The 23,446-nt window shown below is 43.3% G+C and carries 17 protein-coding genes; 11 read left to right on the forward strand and 6 right to left on the reverse strand.

The annotated features are described in order from the left end of the window. Window positions 1-141: 141 nt before the first annotated feature. A complete protein-coding gene (locus C7475_RS00250) occupies window positions 142-639 on the forward strand; it encodes a peroxiredoxin (protein ID WP_110049769.1) in 498 nt (165 codons plus the stop codon). Window positions 640-1,225: 586 nt separating this feature from the next. Here C7475_RS00250 and C7475_RS00255 read toward each other — a convergent pair. The 3 genes from C7475_RS00255 to C7475_RS00265 form a co-directional block, all read right to left on the reverse strand. Further along, window positions 1,226-4,153: a S9 family peptidase gene (locus C7475_RS00255; protein ID WP_110049771.1), complete on the reverse strand. Its 2,928-nt coding sequence runs from the start codon at window positions 4,151-4,153 to the stop codon at window positions 1,226-1,228. A gap of 183 nt (window positions 4,154-4,336) precedes the next feature. Continuing rightward, window positions 4,337-5,707 carry a thioredoxin fold domain-containing protein gene (locus C7475_RS00260; protein WP_110049773.1) on the reverse strand — a complete coding sequence of 457 codons (1,371 nt, stop codon included), beginning with the start codon at window positions 5,705-5,707 and terminating at the stop codon, window positions 4,337-4,339. 526 nt (window positions 5,708-6,233) lie between these two features. After that, window positions 6,234-7,049 (reverse strand): site-specific DNA-methyltransferase, encoded by an 816-nt coding sequence (locus tag C7475_RS00265; protein ID WP_110049775.1) that lies wholly within the window; start codon window positions 7,047-7,049, stop codon window positions 6,234-6,236. A 997-nt stretch (window positions 7,050-8,046) separates the two neighbouring features. Here C7475_RS00265 and C7475_RS00275 point away from each other — a divergent pair. Further along, window positions 8,047-8,295 carry a hypothetical protein gene (locus C7475_RS00275; protein WP_110049779.1) on the forward strand — a complete coding sequence of 83 codons (249 nt, stop codon included), beginning with the start codon at window positions 8,047-8,049 and terminating at the stop codon, window positions 8,293-8,295. A gap of 22 nt (window positions 8,296-8,317) precedes the next feature. Here the strand turns inward: C7475_RS00275 and C7475_RS00280 are convergent, their stop codons facing one another. Together C7475_RS00280 and C7475_RS00285 are read right to left on the reverse strand one after the other, a co-directional pair. After that, window positions 8,318-9,709 carry a RagB/SusD family nutrient uptake outer membrane protein gene (locus C7475_RS00280; protein ID WP_233259736.1) on the reverse strand — a complete coding sequence of 464 codons (1,392 nt, stop codon included), beginning with the start codon at window positions 9,707-9,709 and terminating at the stop codon, window positions 8,318-8,320. 23 nt (window positions 9,710-9,732) lie between these two features. Beyond that, window positions 9,733-13,059: a SusC/RagA family TonB-linked outer membrane protein gene (locus tag C7475_RS00285; RefSeq protein WP_110049784.1), complete on the reverse strand. Its 3,327-nt coding sequence runs from the start codon at window positions 13,057-13,059 to the stop codon at window positions 9,733-9,735. Window positions 13,060-13,411: 352 nt separating this feature from the next. On the opposite strand from C7475_RS00285, the gene C7475_RS00290 reads away from it, so the two are divergent. From C7475_RS00290 to C7475_RS00325, 8 genes are all read left to right on the forward strand, one after another. Next, window positions 13,412-13,975, forward strand: coding sequence for an RNA polymerase sigma factor (locus tag C7475_RS00290; RefSeq protein WP_110049786.1), 564 nt, complete (start codon window positions 13,412-13,414; stop codon window positions 13,973-13,975). A 33-nt stretch (window positions 13,976-14,008) separates the two neighbouring features. After that, window positions 14,009-15,163 (forward strand): FecR family protein, encoded by a 1,155-nt coding sequence (locus tag C7475_RS00295; protein ID WP_110049788.1) that lies wholly within the window; start codon window positions 14,009-14,011, stop codon window positions 15,161-15,163. Between the two features lie 346 nt (window positions 15,164-15,509). After that, window positions 15,510-15,734, forward strand: coding sequence for a hypothetical protein (locus C7475_RS00300; protein ID WP_146217415.1), 225 nt, complete (start codon window positions 15,510-15,512; stop codon window positions 15,732-15,734). A gap of 463 nt (window positions 15,735-16,197) precedes the next feature. Further along, window positions 16,198-17,772 (forward strand): hypothetical protein, encoded by a 1,575-nt coding sequence (locus C7475_RS00305; RefSeq protein ID WP_146217416.1) that lies wholly within the window; start codon window positions 16,198-16,200, stop codon window positions 17,770-17,772. After that, a complete protein-coding gene (locus tag C7475_RS00310; protein WP_110049796.1) occupies window positions 17,769-18,497 on the forward strand; it encodes a hypothetical protein in 729 nt (242 codons plus the stop codon). Before C7475_RS00305 ends, C7475_RS00310 begins: the two co-directional genes overlap by 4 nt. A gap of 3 nt (window positions 18,498-18,500) precedes the next feature. Further along, window positions 18,501-18,749: a hypothetical protein gene (locus C7475_RS00315; protein WP_110049798.1), complete on the forward strand. Its 249-nt coding sequence runs from the start codon at window positions 18,501-18,503 to the stop codon at window positions 18,747-18,749. 106 nt (window positions 18,750-18,855) lie between these two features. Beyond that, the gene (locus C7475_RS00320; RefSeq protein WP_146217417.1) at window positions 18,856-20,295 is read left to right on the forward strand and encodes a hypothetical protein; all 1,440 of its coding nucleotides are present in this window, start codon (window positions 18,856-18,858) and stop codon (window positions 20,293-20,295) included. 224 nt (window positions 20,296-20,519) lie between these two features. Next, window positions 20,520-21,071, forward strand: a complete 552-nt coding sequence (locus C7475_RS00325) for a hypothetical protein (RefSeq protein WP_110049803.1) — start codon at window positions 20,520-20,522, stop codon at window positions 21,069-21,071. A gap of 1,230 nt (window positions 21,072-22,301) precedes the next feature. Here C7475_RS00325 and C7475_RS00330 read toward each other — a convergent pair. Then, complete coding sequence (locus C7475_RS00330; RefSeq protein WP_110049805.1) at window positions 22,302-22,595, reverse strand: hypothetical protein; 294 nt, start codon at window positions 22,593-22,595, stop codon at window positions 22,302-22,304. 396 nt (window positions 22,596-22,991) lie between these two features. On the opposite strand from C7475_RS00330, the gene C7475_RS00335 reads away from it, so the two are divergent. Continuing rightward, on the forward strand, window positions 22,992-23,378 hold the full coding sequence (locus C7475_RS00335; RefSeq protein WP_146217418.1) for a DUF6876 family protein: 387 nt from the start codon (window positions 22,992-22,994) through the stop codon (window positions 23,376-23,378). Window positions 23,379-23,446: the final 68 nt, after the last annotated feature.

Consider the following 23,446-nt stretch of genomic DNA (forward strand, 5'->3'; position numbering starts at 1 on the left):
GGGATGACATTTCATCAAGACTGAAGGTTTGTCTGTTGTGTTTGTTTGTTGTGCTGATATCCTTTCAGTATATCATGGAGAATACATCTTTTGTGATAAGATTTAAACGGTTGTTGTCTCATTAATTTAAAATTAGAACAGATGAAAATAAAAATATTGGTTGTGATCGGACTGTGGTTTATTTCTTGCAAAGAAGAAGTTTACGTGCCTGTAAATACGGGGATGGAGAATGAACCTCTCACTGACTTCAGCATTTTACGGCCAGACAGTGTTACGTATTTTAATACCTCCAGTTTAAAGCCAGGAAAAAAGACAATTTTGTTTTGCTACAGTCCCACTTGTCCATACTGCCGGGCTCAGATGCGAGAGATGCTCAATAATATTGATAAATACAAAGATGCCCAACTACTCGCCGTTACCAGTGCAGATTTAAAATCCATGAAAAGCTTCATCAAATATTTCAAGTTAGAAAGTCATCCCAATATAATTAACGGGATTGATACAGGCAATGTTATGATAAAGATTTATAAAGCTTATAATGTGCCTTTTACTGCATTTTTTGACAAGGATAAAAGATTAACTGCAGCTTTTAGCGGCCGAATAACAAATCATACATTACTAGGCATTATTCATCCATAGACTTTTGTGCACACTAGTATAATAACAAATGCGGCTTGATCTACCTGTGTTTGTTGAAAAAATGGGGAAGCCGAAAACCTTAGAGTAGGCATAATTTTTAACTTTTAATTCCAAATAGTATGAAAAAATTCAAATTGATGTTTACTGCAGCTGCAGTATTCGCTATTGTTGGCACTGCTCTGGCTGTTAAGCCAACTTTCGGTACCAGGGTATGCCTTGCGACCATTCCTATGAGTGGTTCTTGCGCTAATGTAACATGCTCAGGAAGTCCTGTAATGAGAGATGTTGACGACGACACTAATGGAACACACTGCTACGCACAAGTTCCGTCAGGAAACTGTACTGGAGTAAGTTGCACGAGCGAAGCTATTATTTCAGTTGAAGATGGGAATTAAACAAAAATAGAATAGAAGTTGGCTATTGCACCAATCTTCAGATTGGTGCAATGTTATTTATTCACTTTAATGCTCCTACAACAGAATATATGTATTGTATATATACAGAACTGCCTACATTTCCAAAACCAAAATGTGAGTAAGTAGAAGGCATTTAACCATAATAATTATATATTGTCAGTCTAACCACATTAATTATCCTTCTTCTGTTTCCTCATATCACAGATCAAACAACTCTCACCACAGTTTGAAATCGAATCTAATTCATATCCATGTTCTAACTTTTTCGCTTTTGCGGGTATTCCATGTGTCATCCAGCGAGGTGGTAACTCATCTTTTAGGTAATGATCAAAAAATTGAGTGACGCGGATTGTTAAGTCTTTTTGATTAGCCACATTGTCTAAAGCATGGCCTTCTTCATCGTATTCCAGTAGCCAAACCCTTTTTTCCAAACGTCGCAGGGCAAGAAACAGCTCAACGGCTTGATGAAATGGAAGCGCCCAATCATTTTTACAATGAAATATCAATAATGGACTGGAAACCTTATCAGCTGTCATAATCGGGGACTGATCCAACCAGGACTTCGGATTACTCCATAGCGTACCCCTTCCTTCTTCATTGTCTGCATCATAGCGACTTGTATTGTCAGTCGGCTCACCTGTTAAGGATATTGTGCCACTTATCGCATCTGAGCCTCCTGCGCCCTCGAAAACAGCTGCGAAGATATTTGTATGTGTAAGGATATAATTAGTTAAACCACCTGCCATACTATGACCCGCTATCCCCATTTTTTGGCGGTCGACAAATGGGAATTGGGCTAGATATTCTGCAGCCCCTACGACAGTATTTAGGCCGCTCACTGAACGTGCACCCGGAGTGAAATAGATATCTGGCGTAAATACCAAATAACCGCGACTGACAAACCATGAAACTTGCACAGTACCCTCGTCTACTCGATATGGCGTCGGATACTGGTACAATCGGTGTGAAAGTTGTTTATAATAAGTAATTAAAAGCGGATACTTTTTAGTTGAATCAAAATTCTCCGGCTTGTAAAGAATGCCTTGGCTGGTTGTTCCATCCAATTGCTTAAATGAAATAAGTTCGCTAGTCAGCCAGTTATATTTTTGCTGAGGTGCTAAAAACGTCAGCTGTTTATAGTGCTTAAAATCTTTTGTCAAGTAATAGTTAGGAGCTTCGGTGGCATTTTCTCGTTTCACAATCCATATATCTTTCCCATTCGCTTTTTTAGGCGGCATACCTGCACGACCATTCAGATTAAAATGATGAGCATTGCCTGTCGTAAATCCAATACCATTAAGATCGAATATGTAGGGGCCCATGTAGAGTAATTCAGGATCACCAGACCTGTCGAGTTTTTTTCGAAAGAAACCATTTTGCTTACTTTTGATATTGTATGCCGTTAGTAATAGATGATCTGTAGAGTTTAATACACCTGCATTGTTATCCCGCGTAAGCCTAAATTTAATATTGTGAGAGCGGCCATATCCATTTGTGATGTTTACGGGTGCTTTTTTGCCTGCCAGGTCGACTTGCCATATGTCATAGCCGTCATAAATTAAAGCGGCCTCGTCACCAAGGATCCAGGCCGGAATCTCAGCCAAGAAATTCATTGCACGGGGATGTGGCAGGCTGTATTCATCTTCACCACCAAGCCGAACTGGAATAGTTGATGTAATATTTATCCGCTCACCGGTAATTAGGTTGTAGCTGAAGTAATTACTCCCTTGATCAATATCGAAGCCAATAGCATACTTCCCACCAGGTGAGAACATAAAGATTGGAGCCCTAGTGTCTAAATATTTTTTGGAGCCATCTTTGAATGAGATTAGCCAAATGCTATCCTTTTTATAATTTGATTTCCAAAACTGGTCACCAGCAACATCTCTCTGTACTATGGCGTAGTCTTCTGATATAGTTAGTATTTTTTCATAATCAGACGAAAGCATAACAACCTGACCACTGTTAACTCCTACTACAGCATAGGATCCTCTTTCGGGTCTTGATAGATGAGAAATTTGCGTAGGTTGCAAAATAGTATCTGCATAGCTCCAAACATTTATATTTGCGGCATTTTCAGGGATAGCACGCTTGTCTCTTTCTTTCAAGAGTGAAAAAGTAATGTACCTGCCGTTCGCAGTAAAACCAGGTGTGCCATAAATTTGAAAACCCGCACTAATACCAGCGGAAAGAGCATCAACCCTTTTGATAGCTTGCGGCATCGCAACATTGTAATACCATATAGAGTTGAAGTCCGGTTGACTGTCTTCGTGGACTGCAAATGTGATTTGCTTACCACTGTCATCCATTGCAACCCCAGTAATTCCAGTGTTATTTCCTTCATATATCGTTTTGACATTGTTATTAGCTAGGTTCAGCCATTGTAATTGTATCCTGTCATTTCCGTCGGTACTTACCTTTGTCTGTAACAATAGCACATCGCCTTCCTTACTCAAGGAGTAGCTAATTGCATCTTGAAAGCTCTGCTGCTTACCAGTAAGAAGGTTGCACAATATCACCTCATGACGTACAGTATTTAACTGCAACGCCAACCATCGACCGCGCTCATCAAAAGCATAGTTTTGAGTGGAATCAAAATGTTGCTCTCTGCCTGTCGGCATATGTCGCAATATAAGAGATGACTTATTTTTCGTTAAATAGGCCAGCCATTGGTTTGTATTCGCTTTCGGTTGACGCCAAGAAATAACATTATCAAGATACAGCGTATGCTTATCACCTATCGATAAAATACCTAGTGAATCATTAACATTGAATAAGTAATGCGCATTGTCATCCGTAAAATGCCCCTGCTTAGCGTTTGGAAACTCTTGTTTCCACGAATTATTAATTGCTTCAATTACCAGCGTGCTTCCATTCACCGGCACATTCATAAGTTCGTACACAAAAAAATTGCCGCTATTACTTATCTCCACTTCTTTAAAAGTAGATCTCCCTAGTGATGGCCAATGTTCAATAGCTGAAAAATCAACAGTTGGTTTTGTCGAAAATTGACCGTTATTAATCGAAGAAGTAGAAGTCTGAGAATATAGTTTCGCAATACAAAATATGAATATAAAACTCAGCAGCGGAAATTTCATTTTATGCAGTTTTTGTTGATATGCAAATGAGCAATGAGATACTACGCACTATTAACAATAAGAGAATTAATTAAAAGTTACGTAAAACTATCTTCGGACAAGGTATTAGAACGGCAAATAATCTTGTCCGAAATAGTCATTATCATGATTTAATAGAGCACATCCTAATACATTATCTAATACTTATAATGGGCGTTTCCAAGTGCGCTTGCCCTGTTTCATCATATAGAGACGTTCGCCTATTTCTTCTATGTCCGGTTTATAATTGTTTTTAACTGCTAATTCCAACGCTTTTTGTTGCCACAGGATAGCTTTCTCATTTTCGCCAACCTTATATAACAGGTTGGCATACGTGTCGGTGTAAAGCCCTGCGTAATCCCTTTTCACAACTTCCCGCATCCATTTAATCGCGGCTTTTAATAATTCCCTATCATCGAGCCATTTAAAGATTTCCCAGGCATAAGTATTTATCACCAGGTGCTCCATTAAGTCGATGTTGCTGCCTGGAAACATCTGAACGGTGTCAATACCATATTTTTCTAGCTTTAGGAAGTAAAATCTAGCCGCTTTTGGGAAATTTTTGTGTTGTAAATACCAGTTTTTCTTTGCGGTTATTAAATTTCTTTCTGCATAGTATTTGTTATACTGCTTTTTAATCGTTTTATATATATACTTCCAATCGGCCTCCACAGAATCCGTTATTTTTCCGTTCCACAGAACACCGCCAGGCTTATCTTCAATTCCATATTCTTTTAAAATTTCCTTATAGATTATCTGGTCTACAATTTTTGCTGCATAACCTGGATGACTCATGATTTCATCAACTCTTTTACCATCAGGATAGAATAATTTGAAGAATTTCGAATGGCTGTTAGTAATCGATGAAATAAATATAATGTTATCTTTTGTGTACCAGTTCTTATCGTCCGATTTTTCTAAATACATCTTGTAATCCTTATGCAGTTGCTTCGCTATTTCCAGATCATTCGTTTTTTTGGCTTGTTCAAACATGTAAAGCATCTGGCTATATTCCTTTTTACCCATTTTGTAGTCAGCTATGAGACTATCATATTTAGCAAAAGGGTCGTTATAGACTTTGCCTGGGCGCAAAGCGGTCTCGCCGATTTTAATTAAGTCCTGGGCGGGTTTATAGCCACTCTCTTTATGAACGATCAAAGCATCTGGGGATAGGAAAATAAAACTAGGAAAGATATCTATTTTGTATTGCTTAGTCAAGGCATCTGCCGTGTTGTACCATTGTTTTACATAATTCTCATCATTTTTAGTTTTGTCCATCTGTACTTTCACAGAAATGAAATGCTTATTAAAGTAGGCTCCCACGCTATCATTTACATACACCTCTTTGTCCATAGCCTTACAAGGCCCGCACCATGTTGTATAGCAATCAATAAAAATATATTTATTATCCTTTTTTGCTTGGGCCTTAATTTGCTCCCACGACAGATTTTCTTCGAATTTTATACCGGATGTATCTGTTTTGGCGAAAACGGTGGTGAAAGTTAAACACAGAATAAGCAGGGGATAAAAATTCATTCGTGCAACATTTTACGATTTGAAATACATGACAGTTCCATGGCTGATAATGACTTTCAACCTGATATCACATGACTTTTCAATATAACACCGAATTGCTGCAAGCGGGCTACTGGTCTGTTTTTTTAGTAAATGTTGAAGTGCGTAGTCCTTATTCTAATCATCGGTTGCCAAGCCTTCAACATGAATTGCATGATTAGGCCCGTGGAACAGGATTTCTGATGATCTTACACGAATCGCTGCAAAGATCAAGTTGAATTGTAATGAGAAGTGCGCAAATGTAACCCATAGCGTGCCTACCTACGGCTAATCCAGAACATTTGCAGACTGGCGATTTGAAAGAACAGTATCATAGACACTTTAACTCATTTTTATAACTTTTGCGATCTCCTATAGTCATACCAGGCTTGGACGGCACTATTAGATAAAGGGCTTATGGGGCTGCTTAGTCGACAAAGCGAAAACGATCTTCCGAATAGTAGATGCATTCACCTATCAAAAAACGCCCGATAGCTACCCTGGTATGTTACCGGCTATTTGCAGTTATGAACAATTTAAGTAAAGCCTCGTCATCACCTACTAATGAAAGCGGCTGAAATTTATTGATGCCAGATTCCAAGAAATAGACTATCCGCTCTTTTGAATACGACATTGATTTTTCTGAAATATCACAACCCATAAATAGGCAATGAAATTTGAGTGCAGCAATTGCTGATGAACCGCTGTCAAGAAACGGATCGCACACAACGAAATCCTTTTTTGCGCTGGCTATCAGCATCATTTCGAAAACTTCCGTAGGCTTCTGCGTAGGATACAAGGGCTTTACGACCCGTTTAATCTTCCAAATATCGGGTATGGCCTTTGAATTCAGCGCTCGTTTACCTTTACTGGAAAAGAGTATAAACTCGTGCCTTATACGGAAATAATGACCGAGGCCGATGTTTACTTTATCCCAACAAAGTATGTTTTTTACCTCGAATATGCCCCGGACAACCGGCGCCAGGGTCACTAGCGAATAGGAATCAAACATAATGTAGATGTGTCGATCATTCTTCAGGACTCTAAAACACTCCTGGAGGAAGATTCGATAATTATCCTCTGTATCGCGAAATTCCGCAAACCACTTTCCTTTATCCTTGCCCGCATCAGTATACCTTCCAAGGATTTTGCCACTACCTATTTTAAGCCGTTGGTTCATGCCTGAGTAGGCGGGATCGGTCACGATTAAGTCAACACTTTGATTCGGTAACTTTTTTGGAAAGCTAATTGCATCATTTTTAAAGAGTGAAATCCCTTGCTGTGCACATTCATAATATGGCTTATCGTCATTCGTATGCCCCATTCTGCAATCATTTTCTGCACACCCATTTCAAGCTGACCAGGCATTAAGAGGAGCTGCTTTTCAAAATTCGTTAGCAGACAATACTAAAATGGGAGTTTGGGGGACATACTAAAATTTCCGGGCTTTAGCGCGTGGCCGGTGTATGTTTATTTAAACATTTGTAAAAAGCTCAAATCGGAAAACGCGCCTGTAGGGTTACATATTTGGATCAAAGTCTTCGTGAGAAAGTTATCAAGAACCTAACGGTTTGTTTAACTGCGATGGAAACATTTGATCAAATGAATCTTGTTTCTGTGAAAATGTGCAGAGAATCAGCCTATCGTCCGATCAAAGCATACTTTGGGAAAGGAGAGTAGGAAGATAAATAGGATTACAAAGAATCTTATTTACCAGATGAACATCGCCATCAGATTGATAAAAAAGTTGATGTCGAAAAGAGGCGCGCAGCAAACCGCTCGCCTCTTTTCAGTTAGCCTAAAGTATATGTGGCGATATCAGATTCCCCCTCAATGGGAAATTATAAGTGATTTTAAAGAAGGGAATTTAGCTGGAAGTCAAACCATCGGCACATTGCCATCGGACAGTACATCAGTCGCCAAACCGTAACAAATAAAATCTCTCAGGCATTGAAGCTGCTCCGGGAACCGCTTAAGCATTTAGTTAGTGAATGCTCCGGTACATGTGCGCTAAAAATAATAGTCGTTAACACCGCATTAACGGAACAGTGCAATAAATTTCGTACCATGCATGCGGTAACTAACCACACTCAAAATACCGATTGAAAGTGCTTAATAGCCGTAAGAATCAATACAGCAACTAACCTTTGACGTAAACGACTGTTCATCTTCAGATTCTGGCATTAATGGCCGGGGGATCATACGCTGCATTTATTACAACTTGTCCGTTTCTTACATGAAGCGCCAGACCTCTTACCTTATGCCGGCCCTATGGCATTTACCTATCTAAAGTTTCACTCACCTTAAAATTTGAAACGACTATGAAAAAGATCAAGTTAATTATCTCAGCATGCGCATTTATCGCCGGTGCAGGCACTGCCATCGTTTTAGATGTACAAGCTGCCGCCGCACCTCAGATCTTCTATGACTGGATCGACTGGAATGGCAACACCATTTTATATGGCGTTACCCAGCAGCAGGCCCAAAGCCTTTGCGCACCTTCTATTGATGTGTGCCTGCGGGCCAAGGGTAATGTATTGATACATACCACTGGCATTTTACCCTGGTAATAAACGGACCGCTGGCGGCCGATTAATAATAGCCGTCGTTTTGGACCAGTGATGGGTTTAAAGCAATTTGTGCGTAAGGTATCGGCCATAATTCGCCCGTGCTTTTCCAGCCTTGCTTTAAAGGTTCCATTACCAGGTTTGCCATGCCCGTGCGTTTCAGATCGAGCCAGCGGTGACCCAGTTCTGCAAAGTACTCGGTTCTTCGTTCGTGCTGCAATACCTGCATAAGTTTCGTAGCCTCGATGTCTGGGTGGGTATGGGCAATCACGGGCAGGCCTGCCCGTGCGCGTACAACATCTATATCGCTGATAGCGGCGGGCAGGGCCCCTAATGTTATGTTACACTCGGCACGTAGCAGATAGAGTTCCGCTAAGCGGAGCAGGGAAGTGTATTCGGTAAGCACGAAGTTGGTATCGGCATCGGGCCGCTTCTTGTATTTGAATGGATAGTAGTACCGGACGCCATTGACGGTCTTGACATCTATCCAGCTTGTTTTGCGCCGGTCCCCTGGCTCAAATGTGTTGATCAGCGACGGGGTAAGCGCAAAGGATGGCCTGGTATTACCCAATGGTATAAACATAAAGCCATCCATGGTATGGTGCCGTTTATTGACCGGCTGCAACTGAAGTATGGCTTCTTTACTGGTTATTAAAAACACACTGTCCAGCGGCATTAGCCGGTACAGGCCACTATTGATAACGGCGGTGGCTTCCTGCTTTGCCAGCGCCCATTCTTTTTCGTACAGGTAATGGCGGGCTAATAATGCAGTGGCGCTCCATTTGTTTATCCTGGCTCGTTCTGCGGTAGGGTAGGCGGGCGTGAGCAGGTCTTGCGCATCCTTCAGGTCCGCAGTGATGGTTGCTTTCACAGCGCTCACCGGGCTACGTCCCATACGTTCGTTGGTAGCGGCATCCGTGCTGGTGATCAATGGTACTTCGCCAAAAAAATGCACCAGGTAAAAGTACAGGAGCGCCCGTAAAAATTTGGCTTCTCCCATTAGCTGGCCGCGCAGCGAAGCCGGTAGGGTTTCGCTGGCCGCCAGCCCTTCTATGCAGGCATTGGCGCGATAGATAAAATAATAACTGTTGTTCCAGAAATTGGTTTCCAGTAGGGCATTGCCCGAACTAAGGGTGCTGTTTCCAAATTCCTGCAGGGCTGCCTGCTGGCCGGTATATACCAGCTCGTCCCCATAAATACCGCCATACGCCGAGCCACCGCCCGCAAAAAAATTGGTGGTAGCGGCAATGCCTTCATAAATGCCGGTAACGGCGGCAGTGGCCGAATCGGCGTCTTCAAATATCTTGCGGCCAGCCGCTTCCTCCGGGGGCAGGTCTGCCTGCAGCAGGCTGCAGGCGTGCAAAAGAAACAAGATGCAGCCCGTGAGGAGCATACCGGGTAGTTTGGAGTGTGTCATTACTTGTTAGCTTTACAATGCAGTTAATAGGAAAATTTAAACCCCAACGAGAAGGACCGGAGCGTTGAAAGCGATAGCACATTGCCCACTTCAGGATCACCGCCTTTGTACGGGGTGATGGTAAAGAGGTTGCGGCCAATTATGAAAAAGCTGGCCTGGCGGCAGCGCAATTTGGACAGGATCTGCTCGGGCAGATCCACCGCGCACGTTACTTCCCGCCCTTTCAGGTAGCTGGTGCTGGCATAGGCCAGATCGGAAATTAGAATCAGGCTTTTATTGCTGTTGATTTCTCCGCCCGGTGTGGCAGATACTTTTTGGAAACTGGCCGCGTCGCCCTCCCTTTGCCAGTAATCTACCGCAGTGCTTTGGTTACTGAGCCCACCGGGGTACAGGTCCGACATGAGCATGGGGTAGAGATAGGAAAACCCTTTCTGTTTTCGGTAGTCCAGCTTTAGCCCGAGCCTTACATATTTCCAGGTCAGGGTAAGCTCCATGCCGGCGAGTAGTGTAGGGTCTGTACTGCCAATGCTGGTATAATCAGCTACGGTATAACCGGGTTTACCGTCCCGGTCTTTAAATACGTAGCGCCCAGTGGGCCCCACGCCGCCGGATTGCAGTTTATTGAGCACAGTTACCGGTTCATTCAGCAACAGTACACCGGCATAGGGCGACTTATCCAGGCTGTCGAAAGCGTGTAATTTATTGCGGGGCAACGCAACATTGGCCGCTACTTGCAGGTGTAGCTGGCCGGACTGGATCACGTGTGCCATCAGCACCATTTCAAAGCCGTAGTTCCAGATTTCTGCATTATGGTTGCGCAACATGGCGGGGAAGCCGGTTTGGGCGGGCAGCTCTGTTTGTAAAAGCTGGTTATAGCTTTTGTTATGGTAATAAGAGATACCACCCTCTATGCGTCCACGCAGTAATTCAAAGTCAAGCGCCAGCTCCCGTTTTAAACAACGCTCCCACGAAAAGCCGGGATTATACGGTGACCGTGGAATAAGCCCCTGGATGCCCTGGTAAGGGTTATTACCGGGGTTGGTGGACCACACGGCCTGTGTCTGGTTATCGGCTACCTGGTCGCTGCCGGTAAGGCCAACACTGCCCCGCAACTTGCCAAAGTGCAGCAAGGGCAGGCGGTTTTTAATGGCCGCTAATTCAGAAAAGATCCAGCCAGCGCTGATGGCCCAGAAATACCCGGAGTTATTATCGGGGCCAAACTGGCTGCTGGCATCGCGTCGAAAGCTGATCGTAGCGAGGTACTTGTTATACCAGTTGTATTTCACCTGGCCGAACAACGCCGTATAAAGATAGTCGGTGGGCTGATAAATGAGATTGGTGAAATAAGGCGCTTTTTCCAGCACTAGATTATTGTCGTTGCTAAAGCCCTCACCGGTAACAATGCGAATGCTGTTAAACGTACGCTGGTAAGAACCACCCGCTACCACCGTAAGCTCACCCGGCAGGTTGGGATTGTATTCAGTTACCGGCTCTATGAGATACCCCAGGATCTTTTTACCCGCCTGCGTGGTACTGCCCACCCGGTTGGGCGTAAGCCAGGGGTTTTGGCTGGCGATAGGGTGCCGGTCGCTTTCGTTGGTGGCAAGCCCACTTACGGCCAGGCTGGTTTTAAATAGTAAGTTGGTCCAGGGCCGCCACTTGGGTATCAGGCTAAACTGGTAGTTCTTTTTGGCAAAGTAGTATTCCTTGAGCCTTTCTGCATATGGATGTTCTGCCCCGTCCTGCCACAGCGGCACACCGTTACTATCAAAGGCCGCATCCGCGTTTTCTACGGTAAAAGCAGCTTTGGCAGAACCTACATACGAGTTTTGATGGTCGGTGCTATAGCTTACTTTACCGGCTAATTGAAAGCGTCCATTTTTAGTAGTGTGGTCCACCGAGAAGTTAAAGCCTGTTCTGCCAAACAGCATGTCATCGCCTGTTACGGCAGTTTCCCGGTAAAGACTACCGTCTAACCGCAGGCGGGTTTGCTCGGTCCCGAAATTAAATGCAATGTTCAGGTCAGTTATATGAGCCGTTTTACCCAGCAGCTTTTCTTGCCAATCTGTATGTTTGGTACTGTCCCATACCGTGAGGTCCGGCGCGTAGTTGGGCAGGCCGGGTATGTTGCCCGGCACCAGCCCATCGTTTGCAAAAGCTTGCTGCCGCATGTTACGGTACTGCGTGGCGGAAAGCAGATCGTATTTACTGGCTACGGCGCCAAACCCGCGTACCAAACTTACCTCTACTCCGGGGCGACCCACTTTCCCGCGCACCGTGGTGATGATAATAACCCCGTTCGCGCCTCGGGAGCCGTAGATGGCCGTTGCGGCGGCATCTTTTAAAACAAGGATCGATTCTATTTGCCCGAACATTTGCAAACAGAATGGACTTACACCACCATACAGATTTTGCGATGAAATAGACAGCAGCAGGTTCGCCGTTTGGGACATAGGTACATAGGGAATCCCGTCTACCACATACATTGGGCCGGCGCGGTTGATGATAGAACTGCGGCCCCGCATTTGTACGGAAATAGCGCCACCAGGCATACCGGTGGTTTGCTCTATTAATAAATTGGGCACCTGCCCTTGAAAAGTGGCCAGCGCATCGCTGGTGCCCATCTGCTGTACGTGTGTAGGCGCTATATACTGCACCGCGCCCGTTTCCAGGCGCTTAGACCCTTTGCCATACCCGAGAACATAAACCGAATTCAGATCACGGCCCGATGATTTTAATAGTACAGTAATGATCCGCTGACCGTTCAGTGGTATCTGCTGCGTTTCAAAGCCCATATAACTCACCTCCAGTGTCGCCGGCCATTGATTCACCGGCAGCGTAAACCGACCTGCAGCATTGGTTTTAGTGCCTGCGCCGGTGCCCATCACCTTTACCGTGGCGCCGGGAAGCGGCTCGCGTGTTTCCATGGTTACAAAGCCACTGACCGTTATAACGGCGGATGCTGTACGGTTAGGCGCCACTGCCGCCACAGCGTCCGGGTCTGGCAGCAAGGTATCAGGCTCCTGCAAAATAACTTCCGGCACCCGGCCCTTATTAATCCGCCAGGTGTAACCTCTTGGCCTAAACTTTTTTTCCAGGATCTGCAGCAGGGTGACAGATTCCTCGTCCACATTAAACAATGGCCGGTGGCGAAAGGTGGCGGAAATGGGAATACCCGTTTTAAGGATCAATTGCCTTATCAGGGTGTCTGGCGGTACATTGATAAGCTTAAGCGCTATGCGCTTGGATTTCAGTGGTGACCTCTTTTTTTGAGCAGCTAGTCGGGTGTTGATCAACAACAAAGCAAGCACGAGTAGATATAAGCCACTGTGCCAAGTAAAGTTTCTCATACGTTCAAAGAATAAATACTAATAATAGAGCCCCTTGTAATATTGTTCCCCTTAATAAGACAAAGCAAAACCAGCAATTGGATAAATATTAAAAACAAATATCTGTGTTGGGTTAGCAAACCTGGATACTATAGTGTTGCACTGGAAGGGCTGTTGGCACATGTAAAACCCCGGTTGGTAAACTTTTTTTTAAAAAAAAATCCGGTATTTTATCCAAATGACAATTTTGGTTTGTCTTATTGTTGTAGTCTCCCTCGAAATAATGGCTGTCCTTTTTTACGATAGTAGTAGTGACCGATCAATGTGCTTTTGTTTAGTCGCTTTTATAAATTCTTAAATCACCATTTTATCGATGGAAAACACCGAAGAAGCAACATTACTTGATCAATTAAACCAGGGAGATGAATTGGAACAAACAAAAGCCTATACCGTCATTTATGAGAAGTATAAGCGGAATGTGGAGATGTATTTACAAGTGTTTGGCACCAGCCCGCAAGATGCACAAGATATTGCACACGATGCCTTAACGCAGCTATGGATTAACAGGGGGCAACTGCCGATAATGACCAGTTTGCAGGGGTATTTAAATGTTACTGCGCGTAACAGAAGTATTAATGCCATTAAAAAGCAGCAGAAGATGGAAAAAAGAGAGGTTATACACGAGGAAAGGCTGGACCACTGCACAGTGAACGAGCAGGCCATCCGGGATCAACTCAATTACTATCTGCATAAGGCGAACGCGCGCTGGAGTGAATTAGAAGAAAGTGTATTTATGGATGCCCGCATCTATGAAGAAAAGCACCGGGATATAGCCACCAAACATGATCTCCCACTTGTTCGCGTCAAGAATATTTTAGCCAAATGTGCGAAATCGCTGGCAAAATTTAAAAGAAATAACCATGAACCCAATCAATAAACCACATTTACTTCTTCCCTAAAAAGTTTTATTATGAAAGAGATTACCCACTATATAACTACACTCATTATTGCACGGATAACTGGCACTATAACTCCACGTGAAAATGCATTGCTGGACAGGCTAACAGAAGAATTTCCAGAGGTAAAAGAATTAACGGAGTTTCTGAAGCAACATCCGCCAAGTCCGCTAGTGCAGGATCCAGCCATCCTGGAACAGGAAGCGCTGGAAATTATCAGGAAATCACGGGCTGCCGCCAAACCAAAACGCATGAAGTCATTAAAGATGGTCACCATGGCCGCTGCTGCCTGTATCTTCATCCTCATAGTGCTGATCGTTAAACCACTCGTATTGCAACCGTCACAGAAACAACCTGTAACAACCATCACGGTTGCTTACTCCAAAGATATTACCCTTATAAAGGGCAGCGATACACTCACGTTAACGGGTAAAAAACTAACAGCCGACGCGGGCAAAGGACTACTCATAGACGACAGCATGCCGATCACACGGCTGAAACACGGTGACCCTGACGAAGAGGCCATATTAATGATACCTGCGGCCAGAACCTATCTGCTTGCCCTAAGCGACGGCACCCAGATAAAACTCAATGCAGGCACTAAAATCCGCTTCCCGACATTGTTCAGGGCCGGGGAACGGGAAATACAGATAGAAGGTGAAGCCTACTTAAAAGTTGCCGGAAACGCAGCTAAGCCTTTTATAGTTCATTTACCCAACGCCACTGCCAAAGTGATGGGCACGGAATTTAACGTAAATACTTACGCGGATAACCAGAGCCGGATAGCCCTGGTGGATGGAGCACTAACAGTAACCAGCGGTCAGCATACTCAGTTGCTAAAGCCCGGTTACGCTGCCACGGCCACCGGCAATAACCTGGAAGTAGGGCTATTCAATAGAGAGGAAGAAATGGGCTGGCTGGAGGGCTATATACCGGTAAAAAACCTGGGCGAAAAAGAACTGATAGCCTTGGCCGCACGGTATTTTGGCGAAAAGCTCACCATCGACAGCTCTACCGATTTTCGCATAATAAGTTCCGGAATGGAAACTGAACTGCCACTCCAATCTTTTCTGGAAAAGATCACCGATCCTAAAAATATTTATAAAGCTGCAGATGGTTATCATATTAAGATGGTTGGAAACCCTGTGAAAACCCAACATAAAGATTAAGCACAAGCTATGTATGTTAACCCGGTTAGTTTCATGAACAGGCCAGTAAGTCGTTACTGGCTTATTTTTCTTTTCCCTTTGTGCCTGGGAGCTAGGGAGTTGGGAAGCTTATTCTTCAACGCTAAAATGATAACGTGCTGTAGTCTACGGTGATTCCTTTCAGTGATTTTGCAGGTGATGAAGTGATGCTATACTTCTGCGACGGAGTCTTATGGCTGCCTTTAGAATACTAGCACAAGGGGCTTGGTCCTTTTAAATTAGTTGCCGTCCAAACTCTTCCCCCGTTTCGAAGCCTCCGCCCTGAATGGAGGTTCGCCGGGAATTTTTTTGCTACATTGCGGCTGTGATGAAGATTGAATTTGAGGCGCATTTCGGTCATGAGACAAAGACAATTGAACTGGTGGCGCCCAGCGGTGGTGGCCAAGGGTACCAGCTGATGATTGATAAATACTACCAGGGTAGGCTGATTAAAACACAAGGCAAATGGGTCGGAAAATTTAACCCAGGATGCGACCTGACAGTAGATGACATTAATATTTTGGGCGAAATGATTGACAACGCGCTGGCATAGAATTTCCCGCTCTATTCAGTATGATGTCGGTTGAAGCTGCGTACAATTTAAAATTTCAGAATGCAGGCGTCACTGGGTGATGATCTCATAATACTATGGTGCCAGATTTTGCATATACCCACCAATAAAAAATACCAACTAGTTTGTATTTTTTAAATTGTCCAACTATATTAACTTGCTCCAATTAAACAGACACGCATCATGGCGACTAAACGCTGTTTCAGGCGCAACGTCACCTGGCAGAACCGGAATTAACCCGGCTTTTGTCACGATCTGCCGTATTATCAACCCAGTATTATTGTATCGTCTGTAGTTTCCTTTGCATATCCTTTCTAAGTGATGATCCGCTGGAAATGAATTTTCTGTCCATTAATATGGTGATGAAGCGTGCGTGAGAAAAAGGGTGAAAACACCTGTTTTACAGCAGACAACTAATTTTAAATTGGTCCCATAAAATATGAACATGTCCCTGGCTCGAAACCTGATCACATTTTGTGTCTTGCTGCACGCGCTTACCAGCTCTGCCCAGACCCCGTTTAAATCCGAAACAATTATTAAGTATGACGTTAGTAACCATACAACGGATAAGCCTATTCCGTTTGACCGGCCTTTTACACTTGTGGTCGAAAAGGTTAATGTAAAAGATCCCATTGCGGTACATGCCTATGAGGCACAATATCAACATGGAAATCGATCACTTCACTATATCAGTTGTCCCGGAGGGTCGCAAGCTGTTTATGATGTGGCCCTTCAATTTACCGCAGATTCCGGAACGCTCAAGATATTTTTCCCTGCACTGAAGCCCAATAAATTGTTTGATATTAATATTATGGGCCGGCTCTCTCCAGCAGATAAGGAAAAACTGTTTGAGGTTAATACGTTTTATAAGTTGGGAAAGGGGCCTGAAGCAACAGAGGCGTTCAAACAATTAAGAGAGCGCCTTACCGATAAATTCCTGCGTAGGACTTATTTGGCGCTGAGTGCTGGGGACTACAGGGCATTCTACGATGATAAAATGGCTTCAAGCTATGATTTCATGGCAGATGCTTCCAACTTTTCTGAGGCGACGGGATTTACGTTAGAGCATTTGCAGGCGGTAGACCTGGCATCCTCGCACTCAAGGGTCGATTATCATGACGCCCATTTTCTGGCGGAAATACTGAAAAAGTCAGCACTCAAAGATGTCCAGTTTGGCTTGGTAGATATCTCAAAAGCCTATGCCGATAATAAAGCAGAACTAGCTGCCGGTCATATCCGTTTGAAGAACCTTGAGTCCAATTTGAAATTTTTTGACACGCTGCAGCGACAAGTGGACAGGCTAATTGCGAAAAACGAACCTCCAATAACGATCGGCGCAGTGTCTGTTTCATTTAGTGACGTACGAACAAAAGTACAGGACATCCGAACCAAGCTCACAGAAAATCAGAAGAAGCTTAAGGAAAAGATGAAGGCCGTTACAAAGGCGATCGATGAAAATGAACTGATACTCCAGGGTCTCTACCTGGCTGGCAACACGGTTTCCAGTGATCTCAAAACCGCAGGGGGAAATGTCCTGTTCATTGACGCCGGTCTGGCCAATATATTAATGCCCGGCTTAACGGGAAAGGCTACTTATATTCCAAGATTATACTGGGGCGTGAGTATCTATTTCCGGCCGATCGATAAAAATACCCGGCGCAGCCGGTTTCCTGCCAAACGTGACCTCGATGCAAATCAAACGGATGGCCCCGACTATAATATTGTCACCAGGCGATCGGTTTGGCAGCATCTCTGTTTAAATGTAGGCATCACAGTGGGTGGAAGTTTATCCAACAAAGACTTCGATAACTTTTATAACAATACTTCCCTTTTGGTCGGTCCGGCATGGCGCTTTGCCAGGGCTTTTAAAATTAGTGCTGGTGGCGCCCTGATGAAACGCAGTTCAAAAAATCCCCTTGTATCAGATAAAAAAGTGGTCCCCGGTGGCTATGCTTCATTATCAGTTGATATCGATTTTATCCAAGGTTTAAAAGACATCACGTCAATACTATTTAAATGAAAAATTTATATACCTCCATACTAACTATTTTTTTGCTGGCAGGCTGCACCAAGACACCGGATATCAGATCGGTCATTACGAAATTGGAACTAAGTAAACGTCAGCTCCCGGCTGATGGACAATCCTCAGTGGAGTTGAGTGTGATCCTGGACAGCAAAGCAAGCAGCGACAGGCGTTCGGTCATATTTTCTGCGTCAGCCGGGTCCTTTAGCAGTGGAAATGATAAAGTGACCGCCAAAGCCGAATTTGATAATGGAGTCCTGGTGGCTAAAGCAACATTGAAAGCCCCCTTTGAGCCGGGCACTATCATGGTGACTGTCCAACCTGAGTTCGATAGTCCCATTACAGAATTTGTCCTGACTGATTCTATTACAGCAACCTTTTCTGAAGCTGCTACAATTACGCTTAATCCTTCCTCATTTGGCATTGGATCCAATCATTTAAATGAAATCCAATTGACCGCCCGGATAAGGAATATTGACAAAAGGAATGTATCTAAAGGCGTTAATGTGTTGTTGGAGGATTCTTTGGTCACAGGTGGGCCTGCCTTGGGCAGTTTTAGAGACAGGCAAACCATGACAGCAGACAGCTCTAAAGTCAGTGCATGGTATTCTGCTGCTATGTATCCAATTGGTACTGCCATAAGAATTAGAGCTACAGTACTGGACAAAGACCTTCAAAAAACAGGCATTTCTGATGCCATTACCATCACCGTAAATTTATAATCTATGGCATACATAACTGAATCCCAAAAAAGCAAACTTAACGCCGTCATCAGCGAAAAAGGACTGGCATTGATGATTAATCAATACCTGCTTGAAAATGGACTGCCCGAACTGGAAGTAAGAAAGTTGCACTTGCGTCCAAAGCGACAGAACATGGACTTAAAGGCTGCAGTACCTCGGTGTGTTCACGGAAAGCCAATGGTAGAAGTTTGTACAATGTCGGGAATTTGCAAATGGGAATGTGATCATTAGCCATTGCAACATCCATATGGGCAATTGAAGTAATGGCTCAAATCCGAACTTTCCTCTTTTATAGAATTTGGTATATGACCAACTAATAATGACCCAAAAACCTGTTATGACAAAGTATCTTCTACTGACGGTATTGGTTGTAGTCACGCTCCCCTCCATAGGACAAGATTTATCTCAAACAAATTGTGAGGCATGTTACAAAACGGTCAACGATGCAATTGCACCGAATATGGCCCGACTGTTTAATTTCACCAACACTTCTGACATCAAGGAGTCTTTCAAATCATGGTTTTATAGCGACGATTTTGAACGGTATATTAAAAATAGTAGCACCGGCTTATCCATTCCTTTTTTCGATGATGTATTAAAGTTTTCTAACAGCTCCAATTCAGATTGGCAGAGAAGAAAAGTAATTAAATCTCAGGAAAGTTTTGAAATTAACGACCATTTTTTTACAAAATTTTGGAGCCTCAATCCAGATATTTCGATGGCAGGAGAGTTCAACAGAGCTTTGCAAACCTGTAATGAAGGGGCGTGTCAAGATAATCAGGGACGCGTGGTTTTTTTAGGTAAGGTGGTTAGGACGGAAAATAGCGTAACCATCCCGTTTAATTTCGTTAAATCGGACGATACGCAAAGCTATCCTGTTGTAGCGGACATCGAATATGACAAAACCTTATTTTCCCTGGAGGAAAAAAAATGGCTGGGCAAAAAAATAAACACAACAAATGCAATTGTACTGAGGAAGAAACCAGGTAACAAATGGCCCAGAAGTTTTTTTGGAATAAGTTTTAAGAATGGCATCAAAGGAATCAGTTTTTATATAGATGGAGAAATTACTCCAGGATTTGTAATTTACAAAGCATTTTCAGGCGTTAAAGTGCCCTCTTGTCAGCCTTACTCATTGCCTACGTTTACAAATGAGGGAAATCATTACAACCGGCTCGGTCGTGCGCCATTTAATTTAAAAATCGGTAGAAAGATTGCAGAAGGCGGTGACGACAATAATGGCCGTGTTGAAGTGATTTATACCACAGAGCCGACGTCGAACGAGGCCACCTTGCTGGTCCAAATTACCCTACCGATATTGGCTGACGGCCGCAAGTATCGGGACATCCGATTGGTCCGACAGGGTGAACACGATGCCCGTGTACACGATTTTGTTCAACCATACATAGATTACTATGAAAACGGGGTCTTGAAACCTGGTCTGGTTGAGTCCAATCACGTTAGAGTTAGGGTGTACAACAGAGCCGAATGGGTTCGATTTAGTGTGAGTGGATTAACCTGTTCTTATTCTGACCAGGAGGTTACTGGTGAACTGGATGTGTCTTTTGATACCAATAATACAGCGATAGTCGACCTGCCGTCAAATTGTACATCTGGAATTGTTAGGGTTGAGAAAAATGGGATACGTTACCGACTAGATCTATTAAATCCTTCTTCCAGCAGCTCTAGTGTTGCAGGGCTTAACGTACTGAATCACTTTGCAATAACAGCACCGGCCCCAGGGCAGCATGTTTATACAATAAAATACCGTTTATAGGTGGATATGCAACCCAGGATGAGTTTATAGGCGTATTTGGCAACTTTTTTAGAACGAGGAATGCGGGGCTGCTGAAGAATGCTAAATCCTATCATATTAAGATGCATGCTTCCTTGGGTGTAAATTTAGTTGACATAATCCAATCGAAAATTTTATTTCGAACCTACGCATAACTGTTAAAAAAAATAAATCAACTTTTTGATCATTGGAGAAATTCTTTTCCAATGCAAAAGTTATTAGCTATTTTAATGTATGCGGTTATTGTTTCATCTTGTACCGATGAAGGTTTGTCGATTGATAAATGGCGACCGCCGGTCGATCTCAAGCCAATACCACCGACGGCTCCGGTTCGGCCGTTTCTTTTCTTGCCTAACACCATCACGAGCTTTCAAAACATACGCTGCATTTACAGTTTTGATGATGTTGTCTCGGCGCTCGGCAGTACGCATGTTCCAGTTTCTAGCTTTGTTTTGGCAGATGGTTCTATCGTCCCGGTTGCGCCTCCTTTGGTGCGGGCTGAGTATTCCGTGTATTCGGCTGACGAGCCAGGTAGCCTGTTCCACTCACTGCTGACCATCGAGCGCCAGGAAGGATCGGGGGTTCGAACTTATACCGCCGATGTATGGTCGCTTGGATGTAGCAAGCCGATAGGGGACAACGAAGAGTTGACCAATATTATGGCTGGAAAAGTGTTAGTTAAACTGAATACAAGATTTTTCTTTCACTTTCCTCCGTACACTCCGGATGGCATTCTAATAAAATATCTTGTGTTGTAGCCAGACTTGCCAATGTCAACCCTTGTGTAAGTACCTTGGGTAGGAGACCAGCAAGGATACTGGAGTGCAATTAGTACTACATCCCGGCAGCTTTGGCGCCGGGATGCTCTCATTTATAGATCCCATGTTACTTGCTTTTCCATAGTCCGACTGTAAGCTATGCCCTGGCGCTACCCCTAATTTGAGCGTTTGTAATTTCGATACTGTATTTGCATGCCGCCAGCCCCCATGATATGAGATCTGTTTTTCTTTTTAATTTAAAACGGATTAACCCGGACATAATCTGCTAAGGGTCGCTGGACAAATATAGGGACTGGACTGTTTTTTGTAGGAAACGAGGCGCATTATGGTTTTTGTGTAGCCTGAAATAAGGGATTTTATTCCTTTGAATTTTTTTGAACGTATTTTATTAGTATTTACCTTTATTCCATAAGCAATTTACGCCCTCAACACACTTCACAATTTACCAGCCTTATCCCCCCTGAGCGTGTCTTATCCTATTATCCATCCAATGAATCGAAGGGGAGCCGTTATTAAATGCTTTCCAAAGGACATTACTGTCGTCTGAGTGTAAACAGCAAACGTTGAGAATGTGTACTAATCACATCTTCAGGACTATTTGTTCATTTCTTCACCTGAAGAAAAGAATAAAAATAGTAATGGTATAGTATGCGCTATCCGTCACGAACTAACGAAGTTTGGTAAGGTGGCAAAAAGTTTTAGGTAATTGTAACGAAAATAGATACCTATTATTTAACCTTAAAAATTGTCATGTATGACAGCAAATCAAAGACTTATTATTGGAGATTGCCCTAACTGCTTGCCGAATCGATCTCAGGGAGGCAGGAAATTTATGTTGTTGGTGTTTGTCTTAATAATGGTCTTTTGTGTCAAGGACGCAAAAAAATGGGAAGCGTATTGCAAGTATGTCGGAGTTCTTTATTTAAGCTTACTAGGCAGAAAGATAAAGAATAGACAATAGCCCTGAACGCGCTCCCATTATTCCTGGGCAAGTTAATGCCTGGAATCAGTTTGAGTTGGCTAGCCTTAATGCTGGCCAACTCTTCCTATTTGTAAGATTAAAGATTTTCACTGAAACTTGCAGCGTTTTCAAGATACGCTTGTTATTGTCTAATGGTAAAATCCTACTTGCACCCTCGCTTTGTGTTTGGTTTACACATCGCTCCGGGACGCTAACCCATTATACCAACAATTTTTAAATAGTTGCATTTATGAAATGGCACTAATAGTAATAAATGCACCATAATTACTCTTTTGTTTTGCCAGCCAGGCCCAATAAGTTTCCTCAGATAACATAGAAATGTCAATATCATTAAATCCTGGATACTGCTTTAATATTTCTGGTTGACAATGACTCTGGAGCACGGCTTCAATTTCATTGGGTTTAACCTCCTTTCCGATTACAAAGCTGCATAAATCCAATACGCCATATTTATTGGCCGTCAGCGCTCTGTCAAGAGCAACTGCGAGCACGTTTTCAAGAGGAAATAGTTTATGTTTCATAGTTGCAATGTACACACAGGCACGTAAAGAACATCTGCTGAAAATACCGGAAAATCACTGTTTTTTTCTCAAAAGATTGGCGATGATTCAACCAAGCGCAGGTGGGTAGGGGAGTAGCCGGTTTATGCTTTTTTAAACGATTATCTCCGGCCAAAACGCACAAAGATTTTAAAGAATTTCCACGTAAAACCGGTGCTGGAAATCTGGCGTCTTATTTTTTAGTCAAATCATTATTACTCAAATTTCGGGTTTGTTGCTTCGGGCAGCCAAAAGACTACGGCATAAACGTCTCGCGCCCTGTGTCTGCAAGCTCGCCTTTATTCCGTTTCCTTTTGGCTTTACTCGCAAAAACCCGTGGACGGTTCCATAATTCTTTCACTTAAAAAAATGAAAATTATGGAACAGACAAACTTTCGCAACGTTAATCGTGAATTATCCGGATTTACGGGCACTTCTCAGTATTACAAACATTTTTTAGGTAATCTCTTCACCGATGGCATTTATCATCTAAGGGAAAAGTTTCAGTGTTTTTGGTTGGTTGATGATATAATGGCTTATGTCAAAACAGCTGTTACTGATGAATTTCAAGTTTGGCGACTTAAAAGAAAGTTAAAAATGGAACACGACATTGTAATCGAAAGAACAGATCGGTTTGATCTCATTTGCGAAGACGGAAATTACAACGTGCTGTTTTCTACGGTCATTCCTTTCAGTGACTTTGAAGGTGACGAAGTGATGCTATACTTCTGCGATGGCGTCTTATTGCTGCCTTCGGAATACTAGCAAAAGGGGCAAAGCCCCTTTTTTTGTTCCTAAAATTCATCTTTTGGATCGCTGGGATATTACAGTAT

Origin of the sequence: Chitinophaga sp. S165 (assembly GCF_003182155.1) — a bacterium.
Classification (GTDB): Bacteria; Bacteroidota; Bacteroidia; order Chitinophagales; family Chitinophagaceae; genus Chitinophaga.